This window comes from Pseudarthrobacter sp. NPDC092202, assembly GCF_044755505.1.
GTDB lineage: Bacteria > Actinomycetota > Actinomycetes > Actinomycetales > Micrococcaceae > Arthrobacter.
Genome location: NZ_JBIVRG010000008.1, coordinates 139,087 through 162,227, shown reverse-complemented (window position 1 = coordinate 162,227; position 23,141 = coordinate 139,087). Strand labels below are relative to the sequence as shown.

21 protein-coding genes and 1 pseudogene are annotated in these 23,141 nt (G+C 67.1%); 9 read left to right on the top strand and 13 right to left on the bottom strand.

Going from position 1 to position 23,141, the window contains the following annotated elements:
* Window positions 1-34: 34 nt before the first annotated feature.
* Window positions 35-1,561: a D-alanyl-D-alanine carboxypeptidase/D-alanyl-D-alanine-endopeptidase gene (gene dacB / locus ACIQF4_RS13810; RefSeq protein WP_400515795.1), complete on the bottom strand. Its 1,527-nt coding sequence runs from the start codon at window positions 1,559-1,561 to the stop codon at window positions 35-37.
* A 153-nt stretch (window positions 1,562-1,714) separates the two neighbouring features.
* Between dacB and ACIQF4_RS13805 the strand changes: the two genes are divergently transcribed.
* Together ACIQF4_RS13805 and ACIQF4_RS13800 are read left to right on the top strand one after the other, a co-directional pair.
* A complete protein-coding gene (locus ACIQF4_RS13805; RefSeq protein ID WP_079596875.1) occupies window positions 1,715-2,203 on the top strand; it encodes an inorganic diphosphatase in 489 nt (162 codons plus the stop codon).
* A 160-nt stretch (window positions 2,204-2,363) separates the two neighbouring features.
* Window positions 2,364-3,788, top strand: a complete 1,425-nt coding sequence (locus ACIQF4_RS13800; RefSeq protein ID WP_400515794.1) for a carboxylesterase family protein — start codon at window positions 2,364-2,366, stop codon at window positions 3,786-3,788.
* Here ACIQF4_RS13800 and ACIQF4_RS13795 read toward each other — a convergent pair.
* The gene (locus ACIQF4_RS13795; protein ID WP_400515793.1) at window positions 3,710-4,558 is read right to left on the bottom strand and encodes an alpha/beta fold hydrolase; all 849 of its coding nucleotides are present in this window, start codon (window positions 4,556-4,558) and stop codon (window positions 3,710-3,712) included. The two genes, ACIQF4_RS13800 and ACIQF4_RS13795, sit on opposite strands and share 79 nt — an antisense overlap.
* A gap of 155 nt (window positions 4,559-4,713) precedes the next feature.
* Between ACIQF4_RS13795 and ACIQF4_RS13790 the strand changes: the two genes are divergently transcribed.
* Entirely contained in the window at window positions 4,714-5,466 is a 753-nt protein-coding gene (locus tag ACIQF4_RS13790) for a DUF429 domain-containing protein (protein WP_400515792.1), read from the top strand.
* 72 nt (window positions 5,467-5,538) lie between these two features.
* On the opposite strand, the gene ACIQF4_RS13785 is transcribed toward ACIQF4_RS13790, so the two are convergent.
* Entirely contained in the window at window positions 5,539-7,917 is a 2,379-nt protein-coding gene (locus ACIQF4_RS13785) for a phosphoketolase (RefSeq protein WP_400515791.1), read from the bottom strand.
* A gap of 137 nt (window positions 7,918-8,054) precedes the next feature.
* On the opposite strand from ACIQF4_RS13785, the gene ACIQF4_RS13780 reads away from it, so the two are divergent.
* Window positions 8,055-8,654, top strand: coding sequence for a hypothetical protein (locus tag ACIQF4_RS13780; RefSeq protein WP_066273089.1), 600 nt, complete (start codon window positions 8,055-8,057; stop codon window positions 8,652-8,654).
* A gap of 12 nt (window positions 8,655-8,666) precedes the next feature.
* On the opposite strand, the pseudogene ACIQF4_RS13775 reads toward ACIQF4_RS13780, so the two are convergent.
* The 4 genes and pseudogenes from ACIQF4_RS13775 to serS form a co-directional block, all read right to left on the bottom strand.
* Window positions 8,667-9,250: pseudogene (locus ACIQF4_RS13775) on the bottom strand (histidine phosphatase family protein).
* A 25-nt stretch (window positions 9,251-9,275) separates the two neighbouring features.
* Window positions 9,276-10,136, bottom strand: a complete 861-nt coding sequence (locus tag ACIQF4_RS13770) for an HAD family hydrolase (RefSeq protein WP_400515790.1) — start codon at window positions 10,134-10,136, stop codon at window positions 9,276-9,278.
* A 170-nt stretch (window positions 10,137-10,306) separates the two neighbouring features.
* The gene (locus tag ACIQF4_RS13765) at window positions 10,307-11,320 is read right to left on the bottom strand and encodes a hypothetical protein (RefSeq protein ID WP_400515789.1); all 1,014 of its coding nucleotides are present in this window, start codon (window positions 11,318-11,320) and stop codon (window positions 10,307-10,309) included.
* A gap of 176 nt (window positions 11,321-11,496) precedes the next feature.
* Window positions 11,497-12,777, bottom strand: coding sequence for a serine--tRNA ligase (gene serS / locus ACIQF4_RS13760; RefSeq protein ID WP_400515788.1), 1,281 nt, complete (start codon window positions 12,775-12,777; stop codon window positions 11,497-11,499).
* A 91-nt stretch (window positions 12,778-12,868) separates the two neighbouring features.
* Here serS and ACIQF4_RS13755 point away from each other — a divergent pair, with 91 nt between their 5' ends.
* A complete protein-coding gene (locus tag ACIQF4_RS13755; protein WP_400515787.1) occupies window positions 12,869-13,924 on the top strand; it encodes a diacylglycerol/lipid kinase family protein in 1,056 nt (351 codons plus the stop codon).
* A 3-nt stretch (window positions 13,925-13,927) separates the two neighbouring features.
* Here ACIQF4_RS13755 and ACIQF4_RS13750 read toward each other — a convergent pair whose 3' ends face one another.
* The 3 genes from ACIQF4_RS13750 to ACIQF4_RS13740 all read right to left on the bottom strand — a co-directional run bounded on the left by ACIQF4_RS13750 (window position 13,928) and on the right by ACIQF4_RS13740 (window position 15,661).
* Complete coding sequence (locus ACIQF4_RS13750; protein WP_350001367.1) at window positions 13,928-14,131, bottom strand: hypothetical protein; 204 nt, start codon at window positions 14,129-14,131, stop codon at window positions 13,928-13,930.
* Between the two features lie 94 nt (window positions 14,132-14,225).
* Window positions 14,226-15,206, bottom strand: a complete 981-nt coding sequence (gene pheA, locus ACIQF4_RS13745) for a prephenate dehydratase (protein WP_400515786.1) — start codon at window positions 15,204-15,206, stop codon at window positions 14,226-14,228.
* 128 nt (window positions 15,207-15,334) lie between these two features.
* A complete protein-coding gene (locus ACIQF4_RS13740) occupies window positions 15,335-15,661 on the bottom strand; it encodes a rhodanese-like domain-containing protein (RefSeq protein WP_400515785.1) in 327 nt (108 codons plus the stop codon).
* Between the two features lie 196 nt (window positions 15,662-15,857).
* Here ACIQF4_RS13740 and ACIQF4_RS13735 point away from each other — a divergent pair, with 196 nt between their 5' ends.
* From ACIQF4_RS13735 to ACIQF4_RS13720, 4 genes are all read left to right on the top strand, one after another.
* Entirely contained in the window at window positions 15,858-17,309 is a 1,452-nt protein-coding gene (locus tag ACIQF4_RS13735; protein ID WP_400515933.1) for an amidase, read from the top strand.
* Between the two features lie 138 nt (window positions 17,310-17,447).
* On the top strand, window positions 17,448-17,675 hold the full coding sequence (locus ACIQF4_RS13730) for a hypothetical protein (protein WP_400515784.1): 228 nt from the start codon (window positions 17,448-17,450) through the stop codon (window positions 17,673-17,675).
* A gap of 159 nt (window positions 17,676-17,834) precedes the next feature.
* Complete coding sequence (locus ACIQF4_RS13725) at window positions 17,835-18,035, top strand: hypothetical protein (RefSeq protein ID WP_400515783.1); 201 nt, start codon at window positions 17,835-17,837, stop codon at window positions 18,033-18,035.
* A 169-nt stretch (window positions 18,036-18,204) separates the two neighbouring features.
* Complete coding sequence (locus ACIQF4_RS13720) at window positions 18,205-18,711, top strand: lipopolysaccharide assembly LapA domain-containing protein (RefSeq protein ID WP_400579987.1); 507 nt, start codon at window positions 18,205-18,207, stop codon at window positions 18,709-18,711.
* 170 nt (window positions 18,712-18,881) lie between these two features.
* On the opposite strand, the gene ACIQF4_RS13715 is transcribed toward ACIQF4_RS13720, so the two are convergent.
* Genes ACIQF4_RS13715 through ACIQF4_RS13705 form a run of 3 tightly spaced genes read right to left on the bottom strand, consistent with a single transcriptional unit; the run spans window position 18,882 to window position 23,023 of the window.
* Window positions 18,882-20,390, bottom strand: coding sequence for a carboxyl transferase domain-containing protein (locus tag ACIQF4_RS13715; RefSeq protein WP_400516958.1), 1,509 nt, complete (start codon window positions 20,388-20,390; stop codon window positions 18,882-18,884).
* A gap of 1 nt (window position 20,391) precedes the next feature.
* Window positions 20,392-21,606 carry a CaiB/BaiF CoA transferase family protein gene (locus ACIQF4_RS13710; protein ID WP_400516959.1) on the bottom strand — a complete coding sequence of 405 codons (1,215 nt, stop codon included), beginning with the start codon at window positions 21,604-21,606 and terminating at the stop codon, window positions 20,392-20,394.
* A 49-nt stretch (window positions 21,607-21,655) separates the two neighbouring features.
* On the bottom strand, window positions 21,656-23,023 hold the full coding sequence (locus tag ACIQF4_RS13705) for an SLC13 family permease (RefSeq protein WP_400516960.1): 1,368 nt from the start codon (window positions 23,021-23,023) through the stop codon (window positions 21,656-21,658).
* Window positions 23,024-23,141 lie beyond the last annotated feature (118 nt).

The following is a 23,141-nucleotide window of genomic DNA, read 5'->3' as shown; positions in this document are numbered from 1 at the left end:
GGGCAGGACCGCCCTTTCGCTTCGCGTCCCAACCCTAGCGGCAGCCGCAGCCGGCGAGCGCGGTGGCGGCGCGGTCCAGCGCTTCCTTGTTACCCGCCGCGCCCGGGGCCAGCCCGTTCCCAATAAAGGAAAAGACCAGCAGCCGGCCGTCCGCATCCACCACGTAGCCGCTCAATGCCAGCACGGTGTTCAGCGTGCCGGTCTTGGCACGCACCAGCCCCGCGCCCCGGGCGGTGGCCGCGTCACGGTACCGGGTCTCCAAGGTTCCGGAGAGGCCGGCCACCGGGAAGCCGTCCAGGGCAGCCCGGAGCCGGGTATCCGTACCGGACGCGATGGCCCGCACCACCTCGGCAAACTGCCGGGCCGGGACCTGGTTGCCCATGGCGAGGCCGCACACGTCCACCAGCTTCATCCCTTCAGAAGCCAGGCCTGCAGCGGCCAGCTGCGCGCCCACTGCCGCCGTGGCGCCGTCGTTACTGCCCGGCAGCCCGCCAGCCAATGCCGTCAGCCGGCCCAACGCCTCCGCCAGGTAGTTGTCCGAGTCCTGGAGCATCAGGTTCACCTGCTCAGCAACGGTGGCCGACTGCACCTCTCCCAGCACCGCCGGCTGGCTCGCTCCCTCGGGGCTTGGCAGCGCCGGCGTGCCTCCCGCCTGCGGCAGGCGTTCGACGGCGGCTGCCACGGTGAGTCCCGCGGCGGCACCTGCCGTCCGCAGCCGGGCGGCGAACTCCTCCCCTGCCGCCATCGCCGCATCCTGCGGGCGGGGACCAGTGGTAACGGCGGGATCGTAGCGGGCGGAGTTCAAAGCCAGGGGATACACGGGAGCAACTTCACCGGCCGCCACGTCCCCTGATTGCCACGCCGGGTTCAGGGCGGGGCCGGAAAAAAGGGAATCGTCCACCAGTACCTTGATTTCCCCTGCCGCACCGCCCTCCTGCAGCGCCTCCACGGTCCGTGCAGCCAGCGTTGCCAGTCCTGCGTGGCCCATCACCTGCTCCGGGGCGGACTCACCGGGTCCAAGAAGGACGTCGCCGCCGCCGGCCAGCACCACCTGGCCGGGCGCCGGCCCGGCTGCAGCCTGGGTGGTGAAGCGGTGTTCCGGGCCCAGCGACCGCAGGGCGGCGACGGCCGCCAGCAACTTCATGTTGGATGCCGGCACCCGGTTCTCGGAACCGCCACGGTCAAACAGCACCTGGCCCGTGAGGGCGTCCTGCACCAGCCCGGTAAAGGTCCCGCCGCCGTCGGTCTTCAACAGCGGCTCCAGCCGGGCGCTGACGCTGGACGGAAGGGGCGCCGGGGCCGACCCATCCGGCGGGGCGAGTCCCTGCACGGTGGAAAGAGTGGCCGGAACCTGCTGCCAGGCGGGTGCGGGCGGGGCGGGGGCCGGTGGTTCCGGTCCAAGGAAGCCCGGTGCCACCAGCAGGGCTGCCGGGACGGCAAGGGCCACCAGGAGCATGGACAGCAGGACCGCCGGCCAGGACCTCCGCAGACCACTGGCGCCGCTCCGCGCCGCCTGCCGGGCACGGCCGGGCCACTGGTTCGTGCCGCTCGTTTTGGTCATGCCGGTGCCGGTCCTCAAGTCCTGAAATTTCCCCACAAGTTCCTGATTCCAGGGCCTCTCGCTATATCCTCGATAATAGTCGGCGGCACTGACAGTCCTTTTTGTTGCCCGTCAGAAGTGCCGCGAACCCCCCGAATTGCCGAGGAGCATTCCATGAAGCATGACGTGACCATCGAGATCCCCAAGGGATCACGCGTCAAGTACGAAGTCGACCACGAGACCGGCCGCGTCCGCCTGGACCGCGTCCTCTTCACCTCCATGCAGTACCCCACGCACTACGGATACTTCGAGAACACCCTCGGCGAGGACGGTGACCCGTTGGACGCGCTGGTGCTCCTGCAGGACTTCGACCTGCACCCCGGCGTCATCGTTGAATCCCGCCCTATCGGCGTCTTCAACATGACTGACGACGGCGGCGGCGACGCCAAGATCCTGTGCGTCCCTGTGGATGCCCGCTTTGACCACATCCAGGAAGTCAGCGACGTCAATGACTTCCTGATCAAGGAGATCGAGCACTTCTTCACCCGTTACAAGGACCTGGAGCCCGGAAAATGGGTCAAGGCCGAGGGCTGGGGCGACCGTGCCGCCGCAGAGGCGGAGCTGGAAGCCTCCATCAAGCGCTACGTGCCCACCGGCCACTAGTCCCCATTCAACGCTCGACGGCGGGTGGTGCGGTTCTTTAGGAACCCCACCACCCGCCGTCGTCATTCCTGGATTTTTTGTCCAGATATGCAGGCTTCCCCGCATGGCAACCCTGCACAAGTGGACAAAAACTCCCAGGAAACTGTGGAATCGTTGCCCTGTGAGTTCCGAGCCCTTGTTTACTCCTCCATGCGGTCCTGTCACAGGCTGGCGGGACGGCAACGTCCTCCGCGCCACCGGGATTCCGTACGCCACCGCCGGGCGTTTCCAGCCGCCGGTTCCGGCACCTGACTGGACTGAACCGTACGCTGCAACCTCCGCCGCCCCCGCCTGCCCGCAGGGGCCGGTGCCGTTCCTGGACGACATCCTGGGCACCCGATACGGCGAACTGCCGGGCAGCGAGGACTGCCAGAACCTGTCCATCACCATGCCCGTTGACGTGGACCTTTCCAGCCCGGAAAGCTTGCAGCTGCCCGTGATGGTGTGGATCCACGGCGGCTCCTACACCACCGGATCCGGCGACCTTGCCATCTTTGACCCCGCAGTGCTGGTGGCCGAGAACCGCGTGATCGTGGTCTCGGTGACCTACCGGCTGGGGCTGTTCGGGTTCCTGGCAACCCGCTCCGGCCGGCCTGCCAACCTGGGGCTCCTTGACCAGCTCGAGGCCTTCCGCTGGGTGCAGCGCAACATCTCCGCATTCGGCGGCGACCCCCGCCGGGTGACTGCTTTCGGCCAGTCCGCAGGCGGTGACGCGATCGCCCACTTGATGGCGACGCCGGACGCGCCGGCCCTGTTCCAGCGTGCCATCATCCAGAGCGCCCCCTTGGGCATCTCCCGGGGCCGGGCAAAAATGAACCATGCCATGGGCATCGCCGCCGAGGCCGTGACCGAAGAGACTCCCGCCATGGAAGTGGTGGAGCGGGAGGACCACGTGGCGCAGGTGGCCCGGAAATTCGGCATGCTGGCCGCGATGCCGTTCGGAACACAGTACGGGCATGCGCCGCTGCCGGAGGAAGCCGGGATCGAACACGCCTGGAACCGCTCCGCGCCCGGCATTGAGATCCTGATCGGACACACCTCGGAGGAGGCGAGGCTCTTCCTCCCCCGCAGCCCCTACCTCAGCCGGCTGGACCGTATCCCGGTTGCCGGCCCCACCGCCCTCAGAGCCATCAACTGGGTGGTCACCGAAACCGTCTACGGCCGGGCGGCCCGGAAATTCGCGCGCCGGCACGTCCTCGCCGGCGGCAGGGCCCACCGCTACGAGCTGCACTGGCATGCCCCGGGGAACGTCCTCGGCGCCGCGCACACCATCGACCTTCCGCTGCTATTCGGAAACCGGAACACCTGGGATGGCGCGGGCCTGGTCTCCGGTGCCGGCTGGGAGGACGTGGACGCCGTAGGGCGGGAATTGCGGGCCCTTTGGTCACGTTTTGCGCGCGGTGACAACCTTGGCGAAAAGGGCGGCATCCCGGGCGCCCTCCACTACACCTCCGAGCGCCGGCCTCATCAGACCCGCCGGCGTCCCCGGGCAGTGGAAGCTGCCGTGCGGATAGCCTCCACCAGGATGTCCTGGCGCTGGAAGTAGGCATTATGGCCGGCGTCGCCTACAACCAGGAGGCGGGCGCCCGGCACCGTGGCGGCAACGTGCTCCGCCCCGCGGCGGATACGCGGCCTCTCCCCGTCCCCGATCAGCACCACCAGCGGGGTGGCCACTGATTCCAGGCCCCGCTGGAAAGCCTCAACGTCCTGCGGGTCCGCGCTGAGGAACTCCCCCTGGCTTTGTTCGAGGCTGCGCGGGTGCCTGGCAGCTTCAATGGCCGTAGCGGTTGAACGGACCCTGATATAGCGGGCAAAGTCCTTCGGGTTGTCCGCGATCCACCGCTCCGTGAACGAGTTTCCCACACCCAGCCAGATCCGCTCATCCTGGTCGAGCGAGCTGAAGACCTCGAACTTTTCCGGCTGGCCTTCCTGTCCCGGCGGCGGCACCACCAGCGGCCATCCCATCCCGCAGACCACCAGGGCAGCCGCGCTGCCGGGGTGGCGGACGCCCCACCGGAGCGTGGTCATGCCGCCCATGGACTGCCCCACAACAATGGGGTCCTCAAGGCCCAAGGAGCTTATGAATTGCTCCAGCTCCGCGGCCCGGTCAACCAGGGGGCCCTGCCGCGGGGAGTTCGACGACCAGCCGTGATCGTACGTGTCGTACGCCAGCACCCGGAAGTCCCGCTCGAGGTCCCGGATGATCGGTTCCCAGCACGCCGCGGCCGAGGCATGCCCATGCAGCAGCACCACCGGCCGGCCGCGGCCTGAGTCCGTGTAGTGGATGTCGTTGCCCAGCACATCGAGCCATGGCATGAGGATCTTCCTTTCGCGTTGGCCAGCCGGGCGGCCCACCACCCACCAGCGTTGCAGAACCACGGCAGGGCGTCATCCAATGTCCACCGCGGACGCCGGCGGCGGCGGCAGACGGCGTCAGACGGCGGCGCTAGGCGGCGGTAGAGTCTGGTCACGTGAAGACGCTCGGAGTGGACCTGGCCGCGGCTGCGAAAAAGACGGCCGTGGCAGTCATCGAGTGGAACCGCGGATCGGCCCGGCTGGTGCACCTGGGGCTTGACGTCCAGGACCAGGAAATCGTTTCGCTCTTCGGCGCCAGCGACATGACCGGTGTGGACTGCCCGGTCGGCTGGCCGGATGCGCTGATTCCGTTCCTTGCCGGCCACCTGGCCTTCGACGCCGGCCCCGTGCTGGAGTACGACGGCATAGAAGGACGGCGGCTGCTGGCCTACCGGGACACGGACCGGTATGTCACGGGCAGGACAGGGCTGATACCGCTGAGCGTTTCCGCCGACAGGCTGGCGCATCCCGCAATGCGGTGCGCCGTGATCCAGGCGAAGATCGCCGCGCTCCACGGGCCGCAGCTCCGGGACGGTTCCGGAGGCCTTGCGGAGGTTTACCCGGCCGCTTCGCTCAAGCTCTGGGGCTTGAACGCCCGGGGCTACAAGGGACGGGGCAGTTCCGAGGCGGAACGGCGTGCCGCGCTCCTTGGCACCCTCAGGGAGCAGGCTCCGTGGCTGGACTTGGAGGGCTACGGGGATCAGTTAGCCGCCTCGGACGACATGTTCGACGCCGTCATCGCCTCGCTCACGGCCCGCGCCGTTGCCCTCGGGCTGACGGAGCGTCCTGGCGAAGCCCATGTGGAGGCCGCCCGCACCGAGGGCTGGATCCACCTGCCCTCGTGCGGCCTCGACGGGCTGGCCACCTAAAGAAGTTTTTGTCCAGATATGCAGGCTTTGCACCGCCGGAACTCTGAATATCTGGACAAAAACTCCAAGGGGTCAGCCGAGCTGCCAGTTCCGGATCTCCTCCGGGTCCTCACCATGCGTGCGCGTGTGCTCCCGGGCGCGCATCCGCCGGTCCTGGAGGTTCTGGCGGAGGGATGAATGCCGCTCCGCCAGCCCGGGAACCCGGTCGATGGCGTCAATGGCCAGCTGGAACCGGTCGATGCCGTTCAGCATGGCCATGTCGAACGGTGTGGTGGTGGTCCCCTCTTCCTTGTAGCCCCGCACATGCAGCCCGTCCTGGTTGCTGCGCCGGTAGGCAAGCCGGTGGATCAGCGCGGGATAGCCGTGGTAGGCGAAGATAATGGGCTTGTCCGCCGTGAAGATCCCGTCGAAATCCCGTGCCGGGAGCCCGTGCGGGTGCTCGCTCTCATCCTGCAGCCGCATCAGGTCCACCACGTTCACCACCCGGACTTTCAACCCGGGCACACCCTCCTTCAGCAGTTCCGCCGCGGCCACGGTCTCCACCGTGGGCACGTCGCCCGCGCAGGCCATCACGACGTCGGGCTCCTCCCCGGGCACCTCGGACCCGGCGAAATCCCAGATCCCCAGGCCCCGGCGGCAGTGGTTGGCGGCGTCGGCCGGGCCGAGCCAGGTGGGCGAGGGCTGCTTGCCGCTGACCACGATGTTCACGTAGTCCGTGGAGGCCAGGCAGTGGGCCATGACGCACAGCAGCGTGTTGGCGTCGGCGGGAAGGTACACCCGGATGACCTCCGCCTTCTTGTTCACGGCGTGGTCAATGAAACCGGGGTCCTGGTGCGAAAAGCCGTTGTGGTCCTGCTGCCAGACGTGGGAGGACAGCAGGTAGTTCAGCGAGGGCACCGGCTGGCGCCAGGGCAGCTGCCGGTGCACCTTCAGCCACTTGGCGTGCTGGTTGAACATGGAATCGACAATGTGGATGAAGGCCTCGTAGCAGCTGAAGACCCCATGCCGGCCGGTCAGGAGGTAGCCCTCCAGCCAGCCCTGGCACAGGTGTTCGCTCAGCACCTCCATCACCCTGCCGGACCGCGCAAGGTGCTCGTCGGCGTCGTCAATCCGGTACTGCCACACCTTGTCGGTGACCTCGTAGACGTTCTGCAGGCGGTTGGACGCGGTCTCGTCCGGGCCGAAAAGCCGGAAGGTCTCCATGTTTTGCGAGATGACGTCCCGCATCCACGAGCCGAGCGTGATCATCGGGCTGACGCGTTCCGTGCCCGGCTGGGGGACCTCGACGGCGTGGTCCCCGTACGCGGGAAGCTTCAGCGCCTTGCGGAGCAGCCCGCCGTTCGCATGCGGCGTGGCGCTCATCCTGAACGCGCCCGTGGGCGCAGCCTCGGCGACGTCGGGCCGGAGCCGCCCGTCGCCGTCGAACAATTCCTCCGGCCGGTACGACTGCAGCCATTCTTCCAGCTGCCCCAGGTGCTCCCCGTTGGTGCGCACCTCCGAGAGCGGCACCTGGTGGCTCCGCCACGTCCCTTCAACCTGCAGCCCGTCCACCACGCGCGGCCCCGTCCAGCCTTTGGGCGAGCGCAGGACGATCATGGGCCAGCGCGAGGCACCGCCAAGCTCCTCCGTCCCGGCCTGCGGCGTGCGGCGGGCGTCCTGGATGGCCCGGATATCTGCCAGGCACCGGTCCAGTACTTCGGCGAAATCCCGGTGCGCCTGTTCGGTATTCTCCGGGTCCTTGACCGTGACGAAATACGGCTCATGCCCGTAGCCGCGCAGGAGCTGTTCCAGCTGCTCTTCGGGCATCCGCGCCAGGACAGTGGGGTTGGCGATCTTGTAGCCGTTCAGGTGCAGGATGGGCAGCACGGCACCATCCGTGGCCGGGTCCAGGAAGTTGTGGGAGTGCCAGCTGGCAGCGAGCGGCCCGGTTTCCGCCTCGCCGTCGCCAATGACGACGGCGGTGACCAGCTGGGGATTGTCCAGCACCGAGCCGTAGGCGTGGGCAAGGGAGTACCCGAGTTCACCGCCCTCGCTGATCGAGCCGGGCGTTTCGGGGGCCGCGTGGCTGGGAATGCCGCCCGGGTAGGAGAACTGCCGGAAAAGCTCGGCCATGCCGTCGGCGTCATTGCCCACATGGCCATAGACCTCGGAGTAGGTGCCTTCCAGCCAGGCGTTGGCGACGACGGCGGGGCCGCCATGGCCGGGACCTGCCACGAAGAGCATCTCGGCGGAGTCGCGGCGGATCACGCGGTTGAGGTGGGCGTAAACAAAGTTCAGGCCGGGAGTGGTGCCCCAGTGGCCCAGGAGCCGGGACTTGGTGTGCTCCGCCTTCAGCGGTTCACGCAGCAGCGGGTTGGAACGGAGGTAGATCTGTCCTACGGAAAGGTAGTTGGCGGCGCGCCACCAGCGGTCCACAAGTTCAAGTTCGTCGGGCCCAATACTGCTGGTCATAACCGTCCTCACGTCGCGTATGGCCCCTTTGTTGGTCGCCGCCGGGGCCGGCCGTTCCCCCATCGCACCAGATGGGCCAGCGCGAGGCAACCCCGCTTGCCCTGGGGCTGCTACCAACCGGTAGTCTTTGGATTCAGATGTTCACGCTGACAATCAACCAGACCGATAGCCGGCGCGATGGCGACCGGGTGCCGCAGCTCCTCAAGGACCTGCGGCATATTCCTGCGCGCCTCGACTTCGACCGGTCGGTGGAGGACGAGGTCCAGGGCATCGTGGACTGTCCGCACCAGGCGGTGGAAGCCGCAATGATCGCGCTCCGCTGCGGTTCCTGGTACGTGGGGATCGGCGTCGGGCCTGTCAACGAGCCGCTGCCAAACCAGATCAAGGACGCGTCCGGCCACGGACTGGTGTACGCGCGGCGTGCCGTGGACCGGCTCCGGAACAGCAAGGAACGGGTTCCCGTTGCGGTGGAGGGGCCGCTGGCGGACATCGCCCATGACGCAGAGGCCGTACTGCGGCTGCTGGGGCACATCGTGCGGGACAGGTCCGGCGCCGAGTGGCGGGTGCTTGACCTGATGACCCCCGGCGTCCGCGGCCAGCAGAAGGCGGTGGCCCAGGAACTGGGCATCACCACGCAGGCCGTGAGCAAGGCGGTGGCACGGGCCCAGTGGAATGAGGAGCACGCGGCAAGGCCGGCGGCGGCCAGGTTGCTGGCCCTGATCCTTGAGGTGCGCTAGCGGCTGCCTGCGTTAGCGCTGGGTCGCGGCCATCACCGGTTCGCCGTTGAAGTATTCCAGCTGCCAGCCGTCAATGGCATGGTGGTGCGCCAGGTTCAGCACCGCGTTGTCGATGCTGGTCAGGGTACTTCCCACGGCGCGGCTGAGGGTGACCCTCAGGAGCGTTCCGTGGGCGACGACGAGGAGCCGGCTGCCGCGGAATTCCTCGGCCAGTGCCTCGAGCGCCGCCAGGCCCCGGTCCGCTGCCTCCTCCTCGCTTTCGGCGCCGCGGAAACCACCGGGGACGCGCATTGCCTCCAGCTCAGGCCCAGCCTGCATACCCTCGGCGGGACCAAAGCTGCGCTCGGCCAGCTCCGGAATGCGGCGGACATCGCTGAGGCCCAGGCCGGCTGCGATCAGGTCCGCGGTTTCGGCGGCCCTGCTCAGCGGCGAGGACACGATCGCGTCCCATTCGTAAGCGGACAACACGGCGACGGCGTCTCGCGCCTGGGCCCGGCCGACGTCGTTCAGGGGAATGTCAGTGGATCCTTGCAGCCGGCGCTGCGCATTCCAGTCTGTCTGGCCGTGGCGGATGAGGCGAAGGTCGTGAGGGTCATGCTGTCCATTCTGCCTTGTAGTGCGTCAGAGCAGGCTGCGCAGCACGTGGGCGGCGCCGTCGTCGAACACTGAGTGGGTGACCTCGTCCGCAGCGGCGATGACTTCCTCCGGCGCCTGTCCCATGGCCACTCCCCGTCCGGCCCAGGTGAGCATCTCGATGTCGTTGCGGCCATCGCCGATGGCCACCGTGAGGTGCTGTTCGATGCCGAGCCTTCCCCGGAGGTTCTCCAGCGCGCTCGCTTTGGTCACACCGGCCGCGGCGATGTCCAGCCAGGCCGTCCAGCCCACCGAGTAGGTGACCCCGGCGAGGCCCACGTGCTGGATCGCCTCGTTGAACTCTTCAGGGGTGTTCTCGGTGCTGAAAACCACCACGCGCACAGCCGTGGCTTCGAGCATGGTGTGGAAATCCACGCCCACTGCCTCGACGCCGAAACTGGGGTCCTGGAAGCGCTCGGTGGACAGGAAGTTCCCGTCAGCGTCCTCCAGCGCGTACTTGGCCGAGGGAAGCCGCTCGCGGAGCGCGCGGAGGGCGGGTCCGGGGTCGAAGGTGGCTTTGTGGATGACCTCGTAGCCGCCGTCCAGCCCGGGGTGGAGCCGCAGGGTGACTCCGCCGTTGCAGCAGACAGCGTAGCCACGCTCGATCCCGATTTTCTCGATGATGGGCAACGTGGCGTTGAGGGAGCGGCCAGTGGCGATCATGACCTCGTGCCCGGCAGCCACTACCGCCTGCGCCGATTCACGGACGCCTGGGGACATGTGTCCGTCGTGGTCAACCAGCGTGCCGTCCACGTCCAGGGCGACCATCAGCTTCTGCCCGTTGTTGTTGTTTTCGTTGTCTCGCCGGTCATCGTTGCCGGCGACTGAGGTTTCAGTCAGCGTTGTCATTCACATAGTGAACCAGACGTCCCCCTGCCGCGCTAGGACGCAGCCCACAGATATGTTGAACACCGCATTAACATCCTAAGTTTGTTTGCCCGTGCGGGTGTTAATCCGAGAGCGCCGACCACTCCCAAGCTTGTTGGCAGATCATGGCTTTCAAGGTTCCGATCTGCGAACTAGCTTCTGATCCGAGGGCGCAGCCCGGCTGCGAGCAACCTACGTTTGAGTCGGCCGGGGTCTTCCAGGTCGGCCCAACTCCAGCGCACAAAGCCGAAGCCCAACCGCCGGATCCGATCCTCGCGGAGCTTTTCCCGGTATACGGCCTCCTCTGCTGAGGCCTTGCCCCGGACAGCGGCCTCGACATACTTGGCCTTTCCGTCGAATTCCCCCACCACCCGCTGCTTGGGCCACCAGCAGTCTGCCCTGCCGATAAAGCCCTCCCCGTCATGAAAGGCGTGCTGCAATACGGGCTGTTCGAATCCAAGCAAGTCGAAAGCCGCCCGGCTGTAGGACTCACCAACGGACTCTGCCAGGGGGCTGGCCAGAACTGCCACCCTTTCCGCCCGGCGTCGAGCGGAAGCATGAGGGTGGGCCGCTATGCCATCAGCTATTGCCCGGATGGCAAGAAGACCCGCATCCGACGGCAGCCTTCCCTCGCGGCTAAGTATCCGAGCCAACCCGTCAGCCACCACCAGGGCTTCGGTGAAGCTGGCCGTGCCCATAACGTCAACGGTTGTCCGGATCCGGCTTGTGCAATGGAACTCCCCGTAAGCCACTGGTTCCACATCCGGTTTGAGGCAGTACCGCAGCGGGTACGAGCGCTTTCCCCGTACCTGTTGTGCTGCACTGTCCTCCCCCACGACCATCAGGGGCGACCTCCGCACCCCGCTCCGTCCCGGCAGGGTGGTGGCCAGCTCAACGCAGGGAGGCGTGCGAAGGGTGGGCAATCCACTGGCCAGCGCTGCCGTCTCCCCGCACAGCACGGCGCCCTTGACGGATCTGGTGATTGCCGCCGTCGACCAGGCGAAACGCTCCGACGGCCGCGCCCTGAGCCAGTCGGCGGTCTGCACATAGAATCCCCGCCTGATACGGACAAGCCTTCCGGCCCGGAACTCGCGGTGGATAGCGTCCGTAGTCCCGCGCTCACGAAGGATGGCAGCGGAATCGATGAGCCCCGGCAAAATCTCCATGGGTCAAGGCTGGCCGGAACAGTATGGGGAGTCAGCAGTGTGGCCGGGCTATGTGGACAAAGCGGCGCGCGGCCCGAAACGCCAGAACTTCTCGAACGCGCCAGGTCAGAAGCTTGTTCGCAGAACCTCCTCTTGAAGGTTCGGATCCGCGAACAAGCTTAGGAACAGGCAGCCAGCTACAGGACGGGGAGCACCTCAAGGCCGCCCAGGTACTTCTGCAGCGCCTTGGGCACGTTGACTGAACCGTCCGCGTTCTGGTGGTGCTCCAGCAGCGCCACGATCCAGCGCGTGGTGGCAAGCGTGCCGTTCAGGGTGGCCACAGCGCGGGTGCCCTTGGCTACACCCTCCGGGTTGACCACGCGTTCGCGGATGTTCAGGCGCCGGGCCTGGAACGTGGTGCAGTTGGAGGTGGAGGTCAGCTCGCGATACGCGCCCTGGGTTGGAACCCAGGCTTCGCAGTCGTACTTCCGCGCTGCCGAGGTGCCGAGGTCGCCGGCGGCGGTGTCAATTACCCGGTACGGCAGCTCGCACTTGGCCAGCATCTCCTCTTCCCACGCCAGCAGCCGCTGGTGCTCGGCCGCGGCTTCCTCGACCGTGGTGTAGATGAACATTTCCACCTTGTTGAACTGGTGGACCCGGATGATGCCGCGGGTGTCCTTGCCGTGCGAGCCAGCTTCGCGGCGGTAGCAGGAGCTCTGGCCCGCGTAGCGGATGGGGCCGGCGGAGAAGTCGAGGATCTCGTCTGCGTGGTACCCGGCCAGGGCCACCTCGGAGGTGCCCACCAGGTAGAGGTCGTCTTCGGCGAGCCGGTAGATCTCGGCGTCGTGCTTTACATCGAAGCCTGTGCCCTGCATGGTCTCCGGGCGCACCAGCGTGGGTGTGATCATGGGGACAAAACCGTTTTCGATGGCCTGGTCCATGGCCATCTGCAGCAGCGCCATCTCCAGCCGGGCGCCGACGCCGCGGAGGAAGTAGAACCGGGCACCGGAAACCTTGGCGCCGCGCTCCATGTCGATGGCGCCGATCAGCTCACCGATTTCCAGGTGGTCCCGGGGCTCAAAGTCGGGGAACTCGCGTGGGGTGCCCACGGTCTTGACCACCACGTAGTCGTCCTCGCCGCCCTCCGGGACGCCGTCCTCGATGACGTTGGGGATGGTGCGCAGCAGCTCTTCCTGCTTGGTCTGCGCGGCATCGGCCTCGGCGGAGGCGGCCTTGACTGCGTTGGCCAGTTCCTTGACCTCGGCCAGCAGGGCCTTCTTCTCGTCGCCCTTCGCCTGCGCCACTTTCTTGCCGAACGCGTTCTGTTCAGCCCGGAGGTTCTCGAAGCGGATCAGCGCCGCCCGGCGGGAGGCATCCGCGGAGATGATCGCGTCCACCACTGACTCGTCCGCGCGGCGGGCACGCTGGCTGGCACGGTATTTATCAGGGTTTTCGCTGAGGTCTTTTACGTCGATCACCACACAAGGGTATCCAATCCCGCGCACGACGGCGGGCGGCAACGGGCGCGCCGGAGCCGGAGCCTTTCCGCCGGGCTACTGTTGAAGCACCATGAGCGACCTGATTCTCTATCTGCTGATTGCGGTGGCGCTTGCCTTTGCCATCTCCAGCTGGTGGGGCGTGCGGCGCCTCAAGGCCCTGCACGTACGGAGTGCGGTGGGCGGGGAGGCGCAGGACTCAGGGCTTACCCGCCAGCGCGTCGCAGTGATTTTGAATCCCATCAAGGTGCGCTCGGAAGAAGCTAAACGCCTCATCCAGCGCGGCTGCCTGGCGGCAGGCTGGGAGGACCCCGTCTTTTTCGAAACGACGGCGGAGGACCCCGGCCATTCCCAGGTAGAGGCTGCGCTTGCGTACAAGCCCGACGTCGTCCTGGTGGGCGGCGGGGACGGGACAGTGCGGGTGGTGGCCGAGGCCCTCGTGCACACCAACGTGGCCATGGGGCTCATCCCGCTGGGTACCGGCAACCTTCTGGCACGGAACGTGGACCTGGACCTCAACGACCTCCACGCCAACGTCAACACCGCACTGTTCGGCCGGCAGCGGTACATTGACACAGCCCGGATGGGCATCGAAAACTCCCGCGCCGGAAGCTCCTCAGAGCACGTGTTCCTGGTGATAGCCGGCATCGGCATGGACGCCGAGATCCTCGCCGACACCAACGCCGGCTTGAAGAAAGCGGTGGGTTGGCTGGCATATACCGAGGCCGGCATGCGGCATCTGCCCGGACGCCGCAAGAAGGTCTCGATCTCCCTGGATGGGAGCCCGGAGCAGGTCCGCAACATTCGCAGCGTTTTGTTCGCGAACTGCGGACTGATCCCGGGCGGCATCGATTTCATTCCGCAGGCCATGATTGACGACGGCATGCTGGACGTGGTGGTGATGAGTCCGCGCAGTGCCCTTGGCTGGCTGCTGATGTACGTCAAGATCATGTTCAAGCACAGCGGGAAACTGCCCGTTATGACCGTCTACCGGTCCGGCAGGGTGGTCATCAAATGCCCGGAACCCATGGCCATCCAGTTGGACGGCGACACGGCCGGAGAAGCTACCAGGCTCACCGTCCAGGTGGAGCCCCGGTCCCTGTTGATCCGGGTGAAGGCGCAGGATTAGGGGCTATTCGCTCCTGCGCTTCTTCTCCTCGGCGGCCTTTGCCGCGGCATGGGCCTCGGACTGCTCACGGATCATGGCTTGCTCTTCTTCAAAGCGCAGGCGGTCAGCACGGTCGGCGTCATCCCCGTCCCAGTCCTGGTTGTCGGCAGTGGGCCGGGGGTTGACGATCATCCCCTGGCCGTCGTTTTCGGTGCCGCTGGCAGTCATGACGCGCTCCCTTCGTTAGGGGCCATCCCCCGTGTGGATCAAGTAAGCATACGCATTGTCCACAACCCGCGGAAGTACTTCGAACGGCATTCACCTACGCTTTGGGCGAAGCGTGGGAACCGCTTTCGGCGGTTTCATCAGCGGCCCTGAGAATCTCCGCAACCCACGCCCGTGCTGCCTGGAAGGCCTGGTCAGCAGTGTGCGGTTCCACCGGCGCCGCCTGCATGTCGGCCCGGGGATATGACCCCAGGAATCGGGTCGCAGGACTGATGCGGTGGAGCCCAGCAAGGGCATCGGCCACCCGTTCGTCGCCCACATGCCCGTCGGCGTCGATGCTAAAGAAATAATGGCCCAGATACTGTCCGGTGGGCCGGGACTCAATCCGGCTGAGGTTCACTCCGCGGCTGGCAAACTGGTCCAGGATTTCCATCAGGGCACCGGGCCGGTCTTCGGGGAGCGGGACCACCAGCGTGGTTTTGTCCGCCCCCGTGCGTGCAGGCAGGACACCCGGGCGGCTGACCAGGATAAAGCGGGTGACGGCCTCCGAATTGTCCCCGATATCCTCAGCCAGCACCGAGAGTCCGGGCTGGTCCCGGGCTACCAGCGGAGCGCAGATGGCGGCGTCATAATGGCAGCCCTCCTCCACGAGCCCCATGGCTGAAGCAGCCGTGGATGAGCCGGGCACGTATTCGGCCAACGGAATGTTCGCGTCCATCCACCGGCGGCACTGCGCCCAGGCATGGCCGTGGGTTGATACCCGCTGCACATCGGCCAGGCGGATTCCGGGGCGGGCAACCAGCACGAAGCTGATGGGCACCAGGACCTCGCGGATGATCCGCAGTTCGTCGCCGCCGGCGATCGCGTCCAGGGTGGCGGAGACGCCGCCTTCAACAGAGTTTTCGATGGGGACCATCGCGGCATGGACTGAGCCGTCACGCACCTTGTCCAGTGCCGCGTTGACGTTCGACGCCGGAACCCGGGTGGACTGCGCGGCGTCCGGCACCTGAAGGAGGGCTGCCTCGGTGAAGGTACCCTCTGGCCCAAGGAAGGCATAGACGGGTGAGGAGACAGACATAAACATTCCTTCTGAGGTATGAGCGCGGGCAGGCGCGCCGGGGGCAGAGACGGCGGCAGCAGCGGAAGCCCGGTCCGGACGTGAACAGACGCGTGCCGGGCGGCGGGCCCGGCTTACAGCACCATCAGCTACATGACCATCGGCTTCAGGCCGTTATCGGAGACGAGCGGCTTGCCGGCCTCCAGCCACATGTCCATGCCGCCGGAAACGTTGATGGCGGTATAGCCCTGGCCGGTGAGCCACTGGGCAACGCGGAATGAGCGCCCGCCGGTGCGGCAGATGACGTAGACGTCCTCGTCCGGATCGAGTTCCTCCAGCCGCACCGGAAGCTGGTCCATGGGAATGTGGAGGGCGCCATCTGCATGGCCGGCCACCCATTCATAGTCCTCACGGACGTCAAGAATGACGGCGTCATCGGGGATGTCGCCGACGGGGACGTTATCGAAATCGCTCATGGAGGGTCCTGCCTTCGCGGATCGGTGTCGTTTTAAAGCCTAGTGCTTTGGGCCCCATCCGGCGTCCGGCTCCACCCGCGTTAAGCTTCTGAGTGACCCTAGGAGGAACCGTTGTTCCCTGAGCAGCAGGCCCGTGCCATCACAGGAGGCCGAAGCTTCCTGCCCGATCAATGCCCTGGTGTGGATGCGTGCGGCCTTGACTGAACTTCACGAACTGTCGGCCGTGGCCCTTCGGGACCTCCTGCGCCAAGGGCATGTGTCAGCAGCGGAAGCTGCGGGGCATTTCCTCGCCAGGATTGAGCAGCAGAACCCCCTGCTGGGCGCCTTTGTGACCGTGACGGCGGAACAGGCGATGGCAGACGCCCGCGCTGCGGACTCGGCGCGGGCCCAGGTGCCTGCCGGGGAACTGTCGATGCTGCACGGCATGCCCCTGGCTTTCAAGGACCTAACGGATGTGGCCGGCGTGGTGACCACACACGGCAGCGCGGCGCTGGATCACAAGCCGGCGCCCAGCGACGCCCCTTTGGTGGCCCTGCTCAAGGAAGCGGGCGCAATCGCGCTGGGCAAAACCCAGGTTCCCGAATTCGGACTGACTGCCTACAGCGAAAACAGGATCGCGCCGCCGTCGCGCAATCCCCACGCCCTGAGCAGGAGCTCAGGCGGGTCCTCCGGCGGCAGCGCTGCTGCCGTGGCCGCGGGGCTGCTCCCATTCGCACCGGGCACCGACGGCGGCGGCTCCGTCCGGATCCCCGCTGCCGCCTGCGGACTGGTAGGGCTCAAGCCGGGCCGCGGTGTGGTCCCTGCCGGGGAGAGCGCTGGTGATCCTGCCCGCCTGGTGGTGGCCGGCCCCCTCGCCAGGAATTCCCTTGATGCGGCGCTCATGATGGATGCCCTGGCGGGACCCGGCGCGCGACCTGCGACCGATTCTGACGCTTCCGGCAGGCCGGACGGCGGCTACCTTGCAGCGGTCAGCCAAGAGCCGCCAAAGCTGCGGATCGGCATCAGCCTGGACAGCCCGTGGTCCGGCACTTTTCCGTTTGTGCCCGAGCAGGATGCGCTGGACGCCCTTCGGATGGGCGGGGACCTGCTGGAGCATGCCGGACATGCCCTCAGCGACGCTTCCATCCGGTACGACAACCGGTACCCCGACGCGTTTACTACCGCGTGGACCGCCGCAGTAGGGGCGGCCAGGATCAGTCCCCACCGCGAAGCGCTGCTGGCGCCCCTGACCCGGACCTTCAGGCGCCGGGCCCAGCAGCGGAGCCCGGCGAAACTCGCTGAGTCCGTGGCGTTCCTGCGGCAATTCCAGCACGACACCATGGCGCAGTACGCGCAGTGGGACCTGATGCTCATGCCCTCCCTTGCCCAGACACCGCGCCCGGTGGGCTGGTTCACCGGTACCATGCACGGCACCGACCTTTGGCCCGCTGCGCAGTGGCCGGGCGATGCCGACGGCGACTACCGAAAACAGTGCGAATTCGCGCCCTGGTCTTCCATGGTCAACGTGTGCGGCCTGCCGGCCATTACGCTGCCCGTGCATTGGACCGGCGGGACGCCAGGACAGGGACTGCCGATGGGAGTACAGCTCGTGGGGCCCATGGGATCAGAGACCCTCCTGCTCCAGGTGGCCCGCCAACTGGATTTTTGAACTGGCCGCCCGCGGCGCCACTGTTGACCTCCTCCTAACGCCGGCTTAATGCACCCGTAACCCGTGCGGAGCAGACTTGTGGCAGTGCCACAGGCCGCGGTACCTTCCGCCGGCCACTGCTCGACGAGGAGTCGCCGTATGAAAGCTGAAAATCCCGTCACTACTGCCAGCGACGCGCGACCTCAACCGGATGGAGCCAGGCCTGACCTCAGCAACGCCAATATCAGGGAGGACCTGGCCGGGCAGGGCCGCTGCGCCCTGGTCCATCTCCCCACCGGACGGACCTGCCTCCTGCCGCTCCGGCACCACGGACCGTGCGATTTCCACCGGCCGCAGGAAGCCGACGACGTTGCCGCCGGCAGGTGACCGGCGCCGGACGAGTGAGGGCCACTGGCGCGTGACGGGCCGGCGGCCGCGCAGGAGTGCGGCAGCGCCACAAGCAGCGCCAGGGCTATAGGCGAAAGTGTCGACTCCGCCGCCGATCGGGAGGACGATTAAAGGGCAGTCACGGTGAGGAGGTTTGTGATGTGCTATTCATCCAGCAAGGACTTCGGGTGGGGCAGGAAAGACATTGAACGCCAACCCGAGGCAAAGCACGAAACCCCGGCGGAAACCCCGGAGAAGCCGGTGAAGGCCCAGGACTTCACGTTCTGGGCATTCCCCGGATGGCGGAAGACCCGGACGCCCGGCGCCCCTTCAGCTGAACGAAGCAGGGAAAAGGTTTAAGGCCACGTCACGGTCCGCGGAGGGGTCTTCAGTGAAGGCCCCTCCGCTGTTTCCGGCACCATAGGAACCGGAAAAGCGCCTGAGGTGGGCTGGAGCAGGAGCGCCCCGCATTGTGCCCTGGTAAACGCTCCCACTAAGGTGTAACCATAAGCATGCTTATCATTGACGCGTGACGAAGGGAACCAGCATGAGTACCGGAAACTACCCACCCGCCGGACAGCCGGAGCAGGGACCCGGAAACCATGCCGGCGGCCCCTCGGCACCGTCCCGCACACCCTTCCCGGCGGATTACGCTGCGGGTTACACTCCGGATTCCACTGCAGACACCTCCGCCGACCTGGCACAGTCCCGCCCGGACGCATCCCTGCCGGCAGGCACGGGCACTCCCGTGCCACAACCTTCTGCTGGGGATCAGCCCGGAGTGACCCGCGCGGGAGTGGTGTGGGCGGCAGTGGTGGCCGCCCTGGTGCTGCTGATCCTGCTGATCATCTTTATCCTGCAAAACCAGGACCAGGTGGCCGTGCGGTACTTCGGCCTCGAAGGCCTTGTACCGCTGGGCATGGCGTTGTTTATTGCCAGCGTGACCGGAGGGGTCCTGGTTGCCGTGGCCGGGGGCGCCAGCATCCTCCAGCTCCGCAGGAACGCCCACCGCGCACGGCTCCGCCAGCGGAAGTAGCGCCAACCCGCTGCAAGCGGGCCGCCGCAAAGCAACCGGGGACAGGATCAGCCATGCGCAGCGGGAGCCTGGGCACCAGCCGCATGGGCACCGGCAGCCTGGCGCCAGCAGTCGGGCACCAACAGCCGGGCTGAAGGCCCGACGGCGGCTCCTCGCCCGCCGCGGGCCGGTTACCCCGCGCCGAGGTTTCGGTATTTCGCGGACCGCGCGGCAACGAGCTCCGGCACGGGCAGGCCGGCGATCGACGCCAGCTCGTATTCGATGGCCTGGGCCATCCGCCGGCAGAACTCGCGGGGTTCAAGGGACGCGTCGTCCCGCTCATCCACGATGTGGTCCACCAGTCCGTCGGCGTAAAGGGAAGCCACGTTCACTCCCTGTGCCTGGGCCATCGCGGGAGCATGCTGCACTGTGCGGTGCACGATTGCACTGGCCCCCTCGGGAGGCAGCGGGGAGAGCCAGCTGTGTTGCGCCGCGATGGTCCTGTCCGCGGGCAGCAGCGCCAGCGCCCCTCCCCCGGACCCCTGGCCCAACAGCACCGAGACTGACGGAGCCGCCAGCCCGATGAGTTCGTGCAGGGACCGCGCTATCTCACCCGCCAGCCCGCCTTCTTCCGCCTCCGGCGAGAGCGCCGCGCCCGCAGTGTCGATGACCGTGAGCAGCGGCAGCCGCAGTTCCTCCGCAAGTTTCATGCCGCGCCGGGCTTCGCGGAGGGAACCGGGACCCATGCCGGCGGCGTCCTTGCGCAGTGGGCGCGCGTGCCCCAGGACGATGCAGGACTGCCCGCCGAAGCGTGCCAGGGCAAGCAGCAGCCCGGGGTCCTTCTCCCCCTGGCCTGTGCCGTTAAGCGGCAGGGCGTCTACGGCACCGTACTTCAGGAGTTGCCTCAGGTCGGGCCGCCGGGGATGGCGGGAGATGCCGACGGAGGCCCAGGCGTCCGCGGCGGCGGGCCTCACCGTGAGCGTCGCGGGCGGGGCAGGTACGGGTCCCGCCGTTGCGCACAGGATATCCAGTGCCCGGGCCACGAGGTCGGCAAGCTGGCCTGGCTCCACCACGCCGTCGATCAGCCCTTTGTTGAACAGGTTCTCCGCTGTTTGCACGTCGCCGGGGAATACCTCACCGTGCAGCGCTTCGTAGACCCTGGGGCCCAGGAATCCCAGCAATGCCCCGGGCTCGGCGATGTTGATGTGGCCCAGGGACCCCCAGGACGCCATAACGCCGCCGGTGGTGGGATGCCGCAGGTAAACCAGGTACGGAAGCCCGGCCTGGCGGTGCGCCCGCACTGCCCCGGTGATTTTTACCATGGACAGGAAGGCCAGCGTTCCTTCCTGCATGCGCGTGCCTCCGGAGGCCGGGCCGGCAAGCAGCGGCAGCCCCTCGGCGGTGGCGCGTTCGACGGCGGCGACGATCCGCTGCGCCGCCGCGTGGCCGATAGACCCGGCCAGGAAGGAAAATTCGCTGACGATCACCGCCACCCTGCGGCCCCTGATAAGCCCCGCCCCCGTGATGACGGACTCGTCGGTGCCGCTCCGCTCCCGGGCCTTTGACAGGTCGCGGCAGTACTCCGCAGACACCTCGGGTTCCTGTGCCGGCGCATCCCAGGAGACGAAGGAGCCCTGGTCCACCACGTTGTCCAGCAGTTCAGCCGCACTCAGGTGCCGCACCTTTTCCGTCGTCGGCATGCTATTTCGCCCCGGCCGCAACAGCGGCTGCCATGCCCAGCCAGTGGCGGATGTCCTGGCCGTCCTCGTCCAGCAGCGGCGGCGCGTCGTGCTGGGTCAGCGTGGTTTCCGCGGCGTCCCCGGGGGCGAAGAACCTCAGCGGCGGGCCGGGCAGGCTGACCTTGCCGAGCAGCGGATGGTCCACGTCCACCACGAGGCCCTGGGATGCCACCTGCTCCCACGCATACACCTCGTCAAGCGAGCGCACCTTGCCTGCCGGGATCCCGGCGTCGTTCAGTTTCTGCAGCAGCTCCGCTGCGTCGTAGTCCGCAAAGACGCGTTCGACGGCGGCAATCACCCCGGAGCGGTTCCGCACCCTTTCAGCGTTGCTGGCAAAGCCCGCCGCCGCCGGGTCCAGGCCGAAGGCGGCCGCGAAGGAGGTCCAGAGCCGTTCGCTGCCGACGCTGATCTGCACGCTCCCGCCCCGGCAGGCGAACAGTCCGTAGGGCGCGATGGACGGATGGTGGTTGCCCTGGGCCTGCGGAACTTCGCCCGCAACGGTAGTGCGGGTCCCCTGGAAGGCATGCACCCCGATCAGTGAGGCCAGCAAGGAGGTGCGCACAACCTGCCCGCGGCCCGTCCGGCCCCGCTCAACCAGGGCCGCCAGCACGCCGGAGGCGCCGTTCATCCCGGCAAGCAGGTCCGCGATGGGCACGCCGACACGCTGGGGATCCGTGGGCCCGGAGCCGGTGAGGGACATTAGCCCGGCCTCGCCCTGGAGGATCTGGTCGTAGCCGCTGCGCTGGGACTCGGGACCGTCGTGCCCGAATCCGGTGATGGAGAGGATCACCAGCCGGGGGTTGATCCCGTGCATGGCGGCGGTGGAGAAGCCCAGCCGGTCCATGACGCCGGGGCGGAAATTCTCGATCACCACGTCCGCACGTTCCAGCAGACGCCGCAGCACAGCCTGCCCGTCCCCGCTCTTCAGGTCCAGGCTGATGGATTCCTTGTTGCGGTTGCAGGACATGAAGTAGGTGGACTGGAGATCATCCTCCGGGCCGACGAACGGCGGGCCCCAGCCGCGGGTGTCGTCGCCGGTGCCCGGGTTTTCCACCTTGATGACGCGTGCCCCCAGGTCGGCCAGCATCATGGCGGCATGCGGCCCGGCCAGGGCCCGGCTCAGGTCAACCACGAGGTGGCCGGAGAGGGGGCCTTGCGTGCTATCGGTTCTGCTCATGCGCTAATTCCTTGTCTCATGAGAGGGAATGTTCTGGTTTTGATGCCGGCTAGAGCCACCCGGGGACCACCAGCGCGAGCCAGGCCAGGACCGGCCCGGCCACGATGACCACGCCGCTGTAGCCCAGGATCTGCTTGTAGAACCGGTCCTTGTCCACGCTTTCGGGAGCATTGGCCAGGACCAGTGCGCCGTTGGTGGAGAACGGCGAAACGTCCACGATCGTGGAGGCCACGGCCAAGGCGCAGATCACGCCGACAGCGCCGATTTCGCCGGTGGAAAGGAACGGGACGGCCAGCGGGATGAGGGCTGCGAGGATGGCGGTGGAGGAGGCAAAGGCGGACACCACGGCCCCGATGTAGCAGATCAGCAGCGCCGCCAGCAGCGGCATCCCCAACCCGGCCACGCCGTTGGAGACGAATTCGATGGTTCCGGCTTCCTCCAGCACCCCGACGAACGTCAGCATGCCGCAAATGAGCAGCACGGTGGACCAGCTGATCTTGTTGATGGCACCCTTCTGGGCTGCCGGCGAGACCAGGGCCAGCACGATCGCGATGGTGATGGAGACAAATCCGACGTCCACCTTGAAGCCGAGGGCGATGACGGCCAGCGCAATGAGGCCGGCGATGGTGACCATTTGCGGGATGCGCTCGGAGCGCTCCCTGGTTGCGGCCACGCCGTCGCCAGCCGGATCCCGGGGGCCGTACATGCCGGAGCCGAAGCCCTTGAAGGGAACGTCGGAGGCGGCCTTGGCACCGACGCTCACTGCCATCCGTGCCTCCGCGGCCTGCTCCACGAAGTGGCTCACCCGCGAGGACAGCAGCTTCCGTCCGCCAAGGACAACAAAGAGGACCAGGGCGATGATGAGGTTGAACACGAGGCTGGACAGGAAGAGCGCGGTGGGGCTGAAGTCCAGGCCCGTCTTGGCCAGGATGCCGTTCACCGTGACGCCGTAGACGGCGATGGGAGAGAACCCGCCGGCCTGCGCACCGTGGATCACCATCATGCCCATCAGGAGGGGGTTGATTTTGTACTTGCCCGCGAAGCTGAGCGCGATGGGGGCAATGATGGCGACGGCGGCGGGAGACAGTGCGCCCACTGCGGTAATGACGGCGGTGACGGCGAACATGACCCAGGGAATCAGCGCGACGCGGCTTCCAACCATCCTGACCGCCCCGCGGACAAGCAGGTCGATGGTGCCGTTGTTCTGGGCGATGGCGAAGAGGTACGTGACGCCAACGATGGTCAGGAACAGCCCGCCGGGAAAGTTGGCCAGGATGTCATTGGTGGTCATGCCCAGCACTACGGTGCCCAGGAGGAAGGCGCCAACGAAGGCCAGCGCGCCCATGTTCAGGGGCAGGACGGTGGCGAGCAAAAACATCGCCGCCAGGATGATGATCGATAAAACAGGAGCGGACATCGTTGGTCCTCCATTGGGGAACGAAAAGTGTGACGTGAGTAACTGGCTCACTGGACTAGCCTCCTAGACACCAAGTCAATCTGTCAATAGCAGTGGCTGTAGTCTGGAAGCACCGACG

Coding starts and splice junctions, on each gene's coding strand:
- dacB (WP_400515795.1), bottom strand. CDS start 1,561: ATGACCAAAACGAGCGGCACGAACCAGTGGCCCGGCCGTGCCCGGCAG.
- ACIQF4_RS13805 (WP_079596875.1), top strand. CDS start 1,715: ATGAAGCATGACGTGACCATCGAGATCCCCAAGGGATCACGCGTCAAG.
- ACIQF4_RS13795 (WP_400515793.1), bottom strand. CDS start 4,558: ATGCCATGGCTCGATGTGCTGGGCAACGACATCCACTACACGGACTCA.
- ACIQF4_RS13785 (WP_400515791.1), bottom strand. CDS start 7,917: ATGACCAGCAGTATTGGGCCCGACGAACTTGAACTTGTGGACCGCTGG.
- ACIQF4_RS13780 (WP_066273089.1), top strand. CDS start 8,055: ATGTTCACGCTGACAATCAACCAGACCGATAGCCGGCGCGATGGCGAC.
- ACIQF4_RS13770 (WP_400515790.1), bottom strand. CDS start 10,136: ATGACAACGCTGACTGAAACCTCAGTCGCCGGCAACGATGACCGGCGA.
- ACIQF4_RS13765 (WP_400515789.1), bottom strand. CDS start 11,320: ATGGAGATTTTGCCGGGGCTCATCGATTCCGCTGCCATCCTTCGTGAG.
- ACIQF4_RS13755 (WP_400515787.1), top strand. CDS start 12,869: ATGAGCGACCTGATTCTCTATCTGCTGATTGCGGTGGCGCTTGCCTTT.
- ACIQF4_RS13750 (WP_350001367.1), bottom strand. CDS start 14,131: ATGACTGCCAGCGGCACCGAAAACGACGGCCAGGGGATGATCGTCAAC.
- pheA (WP_400515786.1), bottom strand. CDS start 15,206: ATGTCTGTCTCCTCACCCGTCTATGCCTTCCTTGGGCCAGAGGGTACC.
- ACIQF4_RS13740 (WP_400515785.1), bottom strand. CDS start 15,661: ATGAGCGATTTCGATAACGTCCCCGTCGGCGACATCCCCGATGACGCC.
- ACIQF4_RS13730 (WP_400515784.1), top strand. CDS start 17,448: ATGAAAGCTGAAAATCCCGTCACTACTGCCAGCGACGCGCGACCTCAA.
- ACIQF4_RS13725 (WP_400515783.1), top strand. CDS start 17,835: ATGTGCTATTCATCCAGCAAGGACTTCGGGTGGGGCAGGAAAGACATT.
- ACIQF4_RS13715 (WP_400516958.1), bottom strand. CDS start 20,390: ATGCCGACGACGGAAAAGGTGCGGCACCTGAGTGCGGCTGAACTGCTG.
- ACIQF4_RS13710 (WP_400516959.1), bottom strand. CDS start 21,606: ATGAGCAGAACCGATAGCACGCAAGGCCCCCTCTCCGGCCACCTCGTG.
- ACIQF4_RS13705 (WP_400516960.1), bottom strand. CDS start 23,023: ATGTCCGCTCCTGTTTTATCGATCATCATCCTGGCGGCGATGTTTTTG.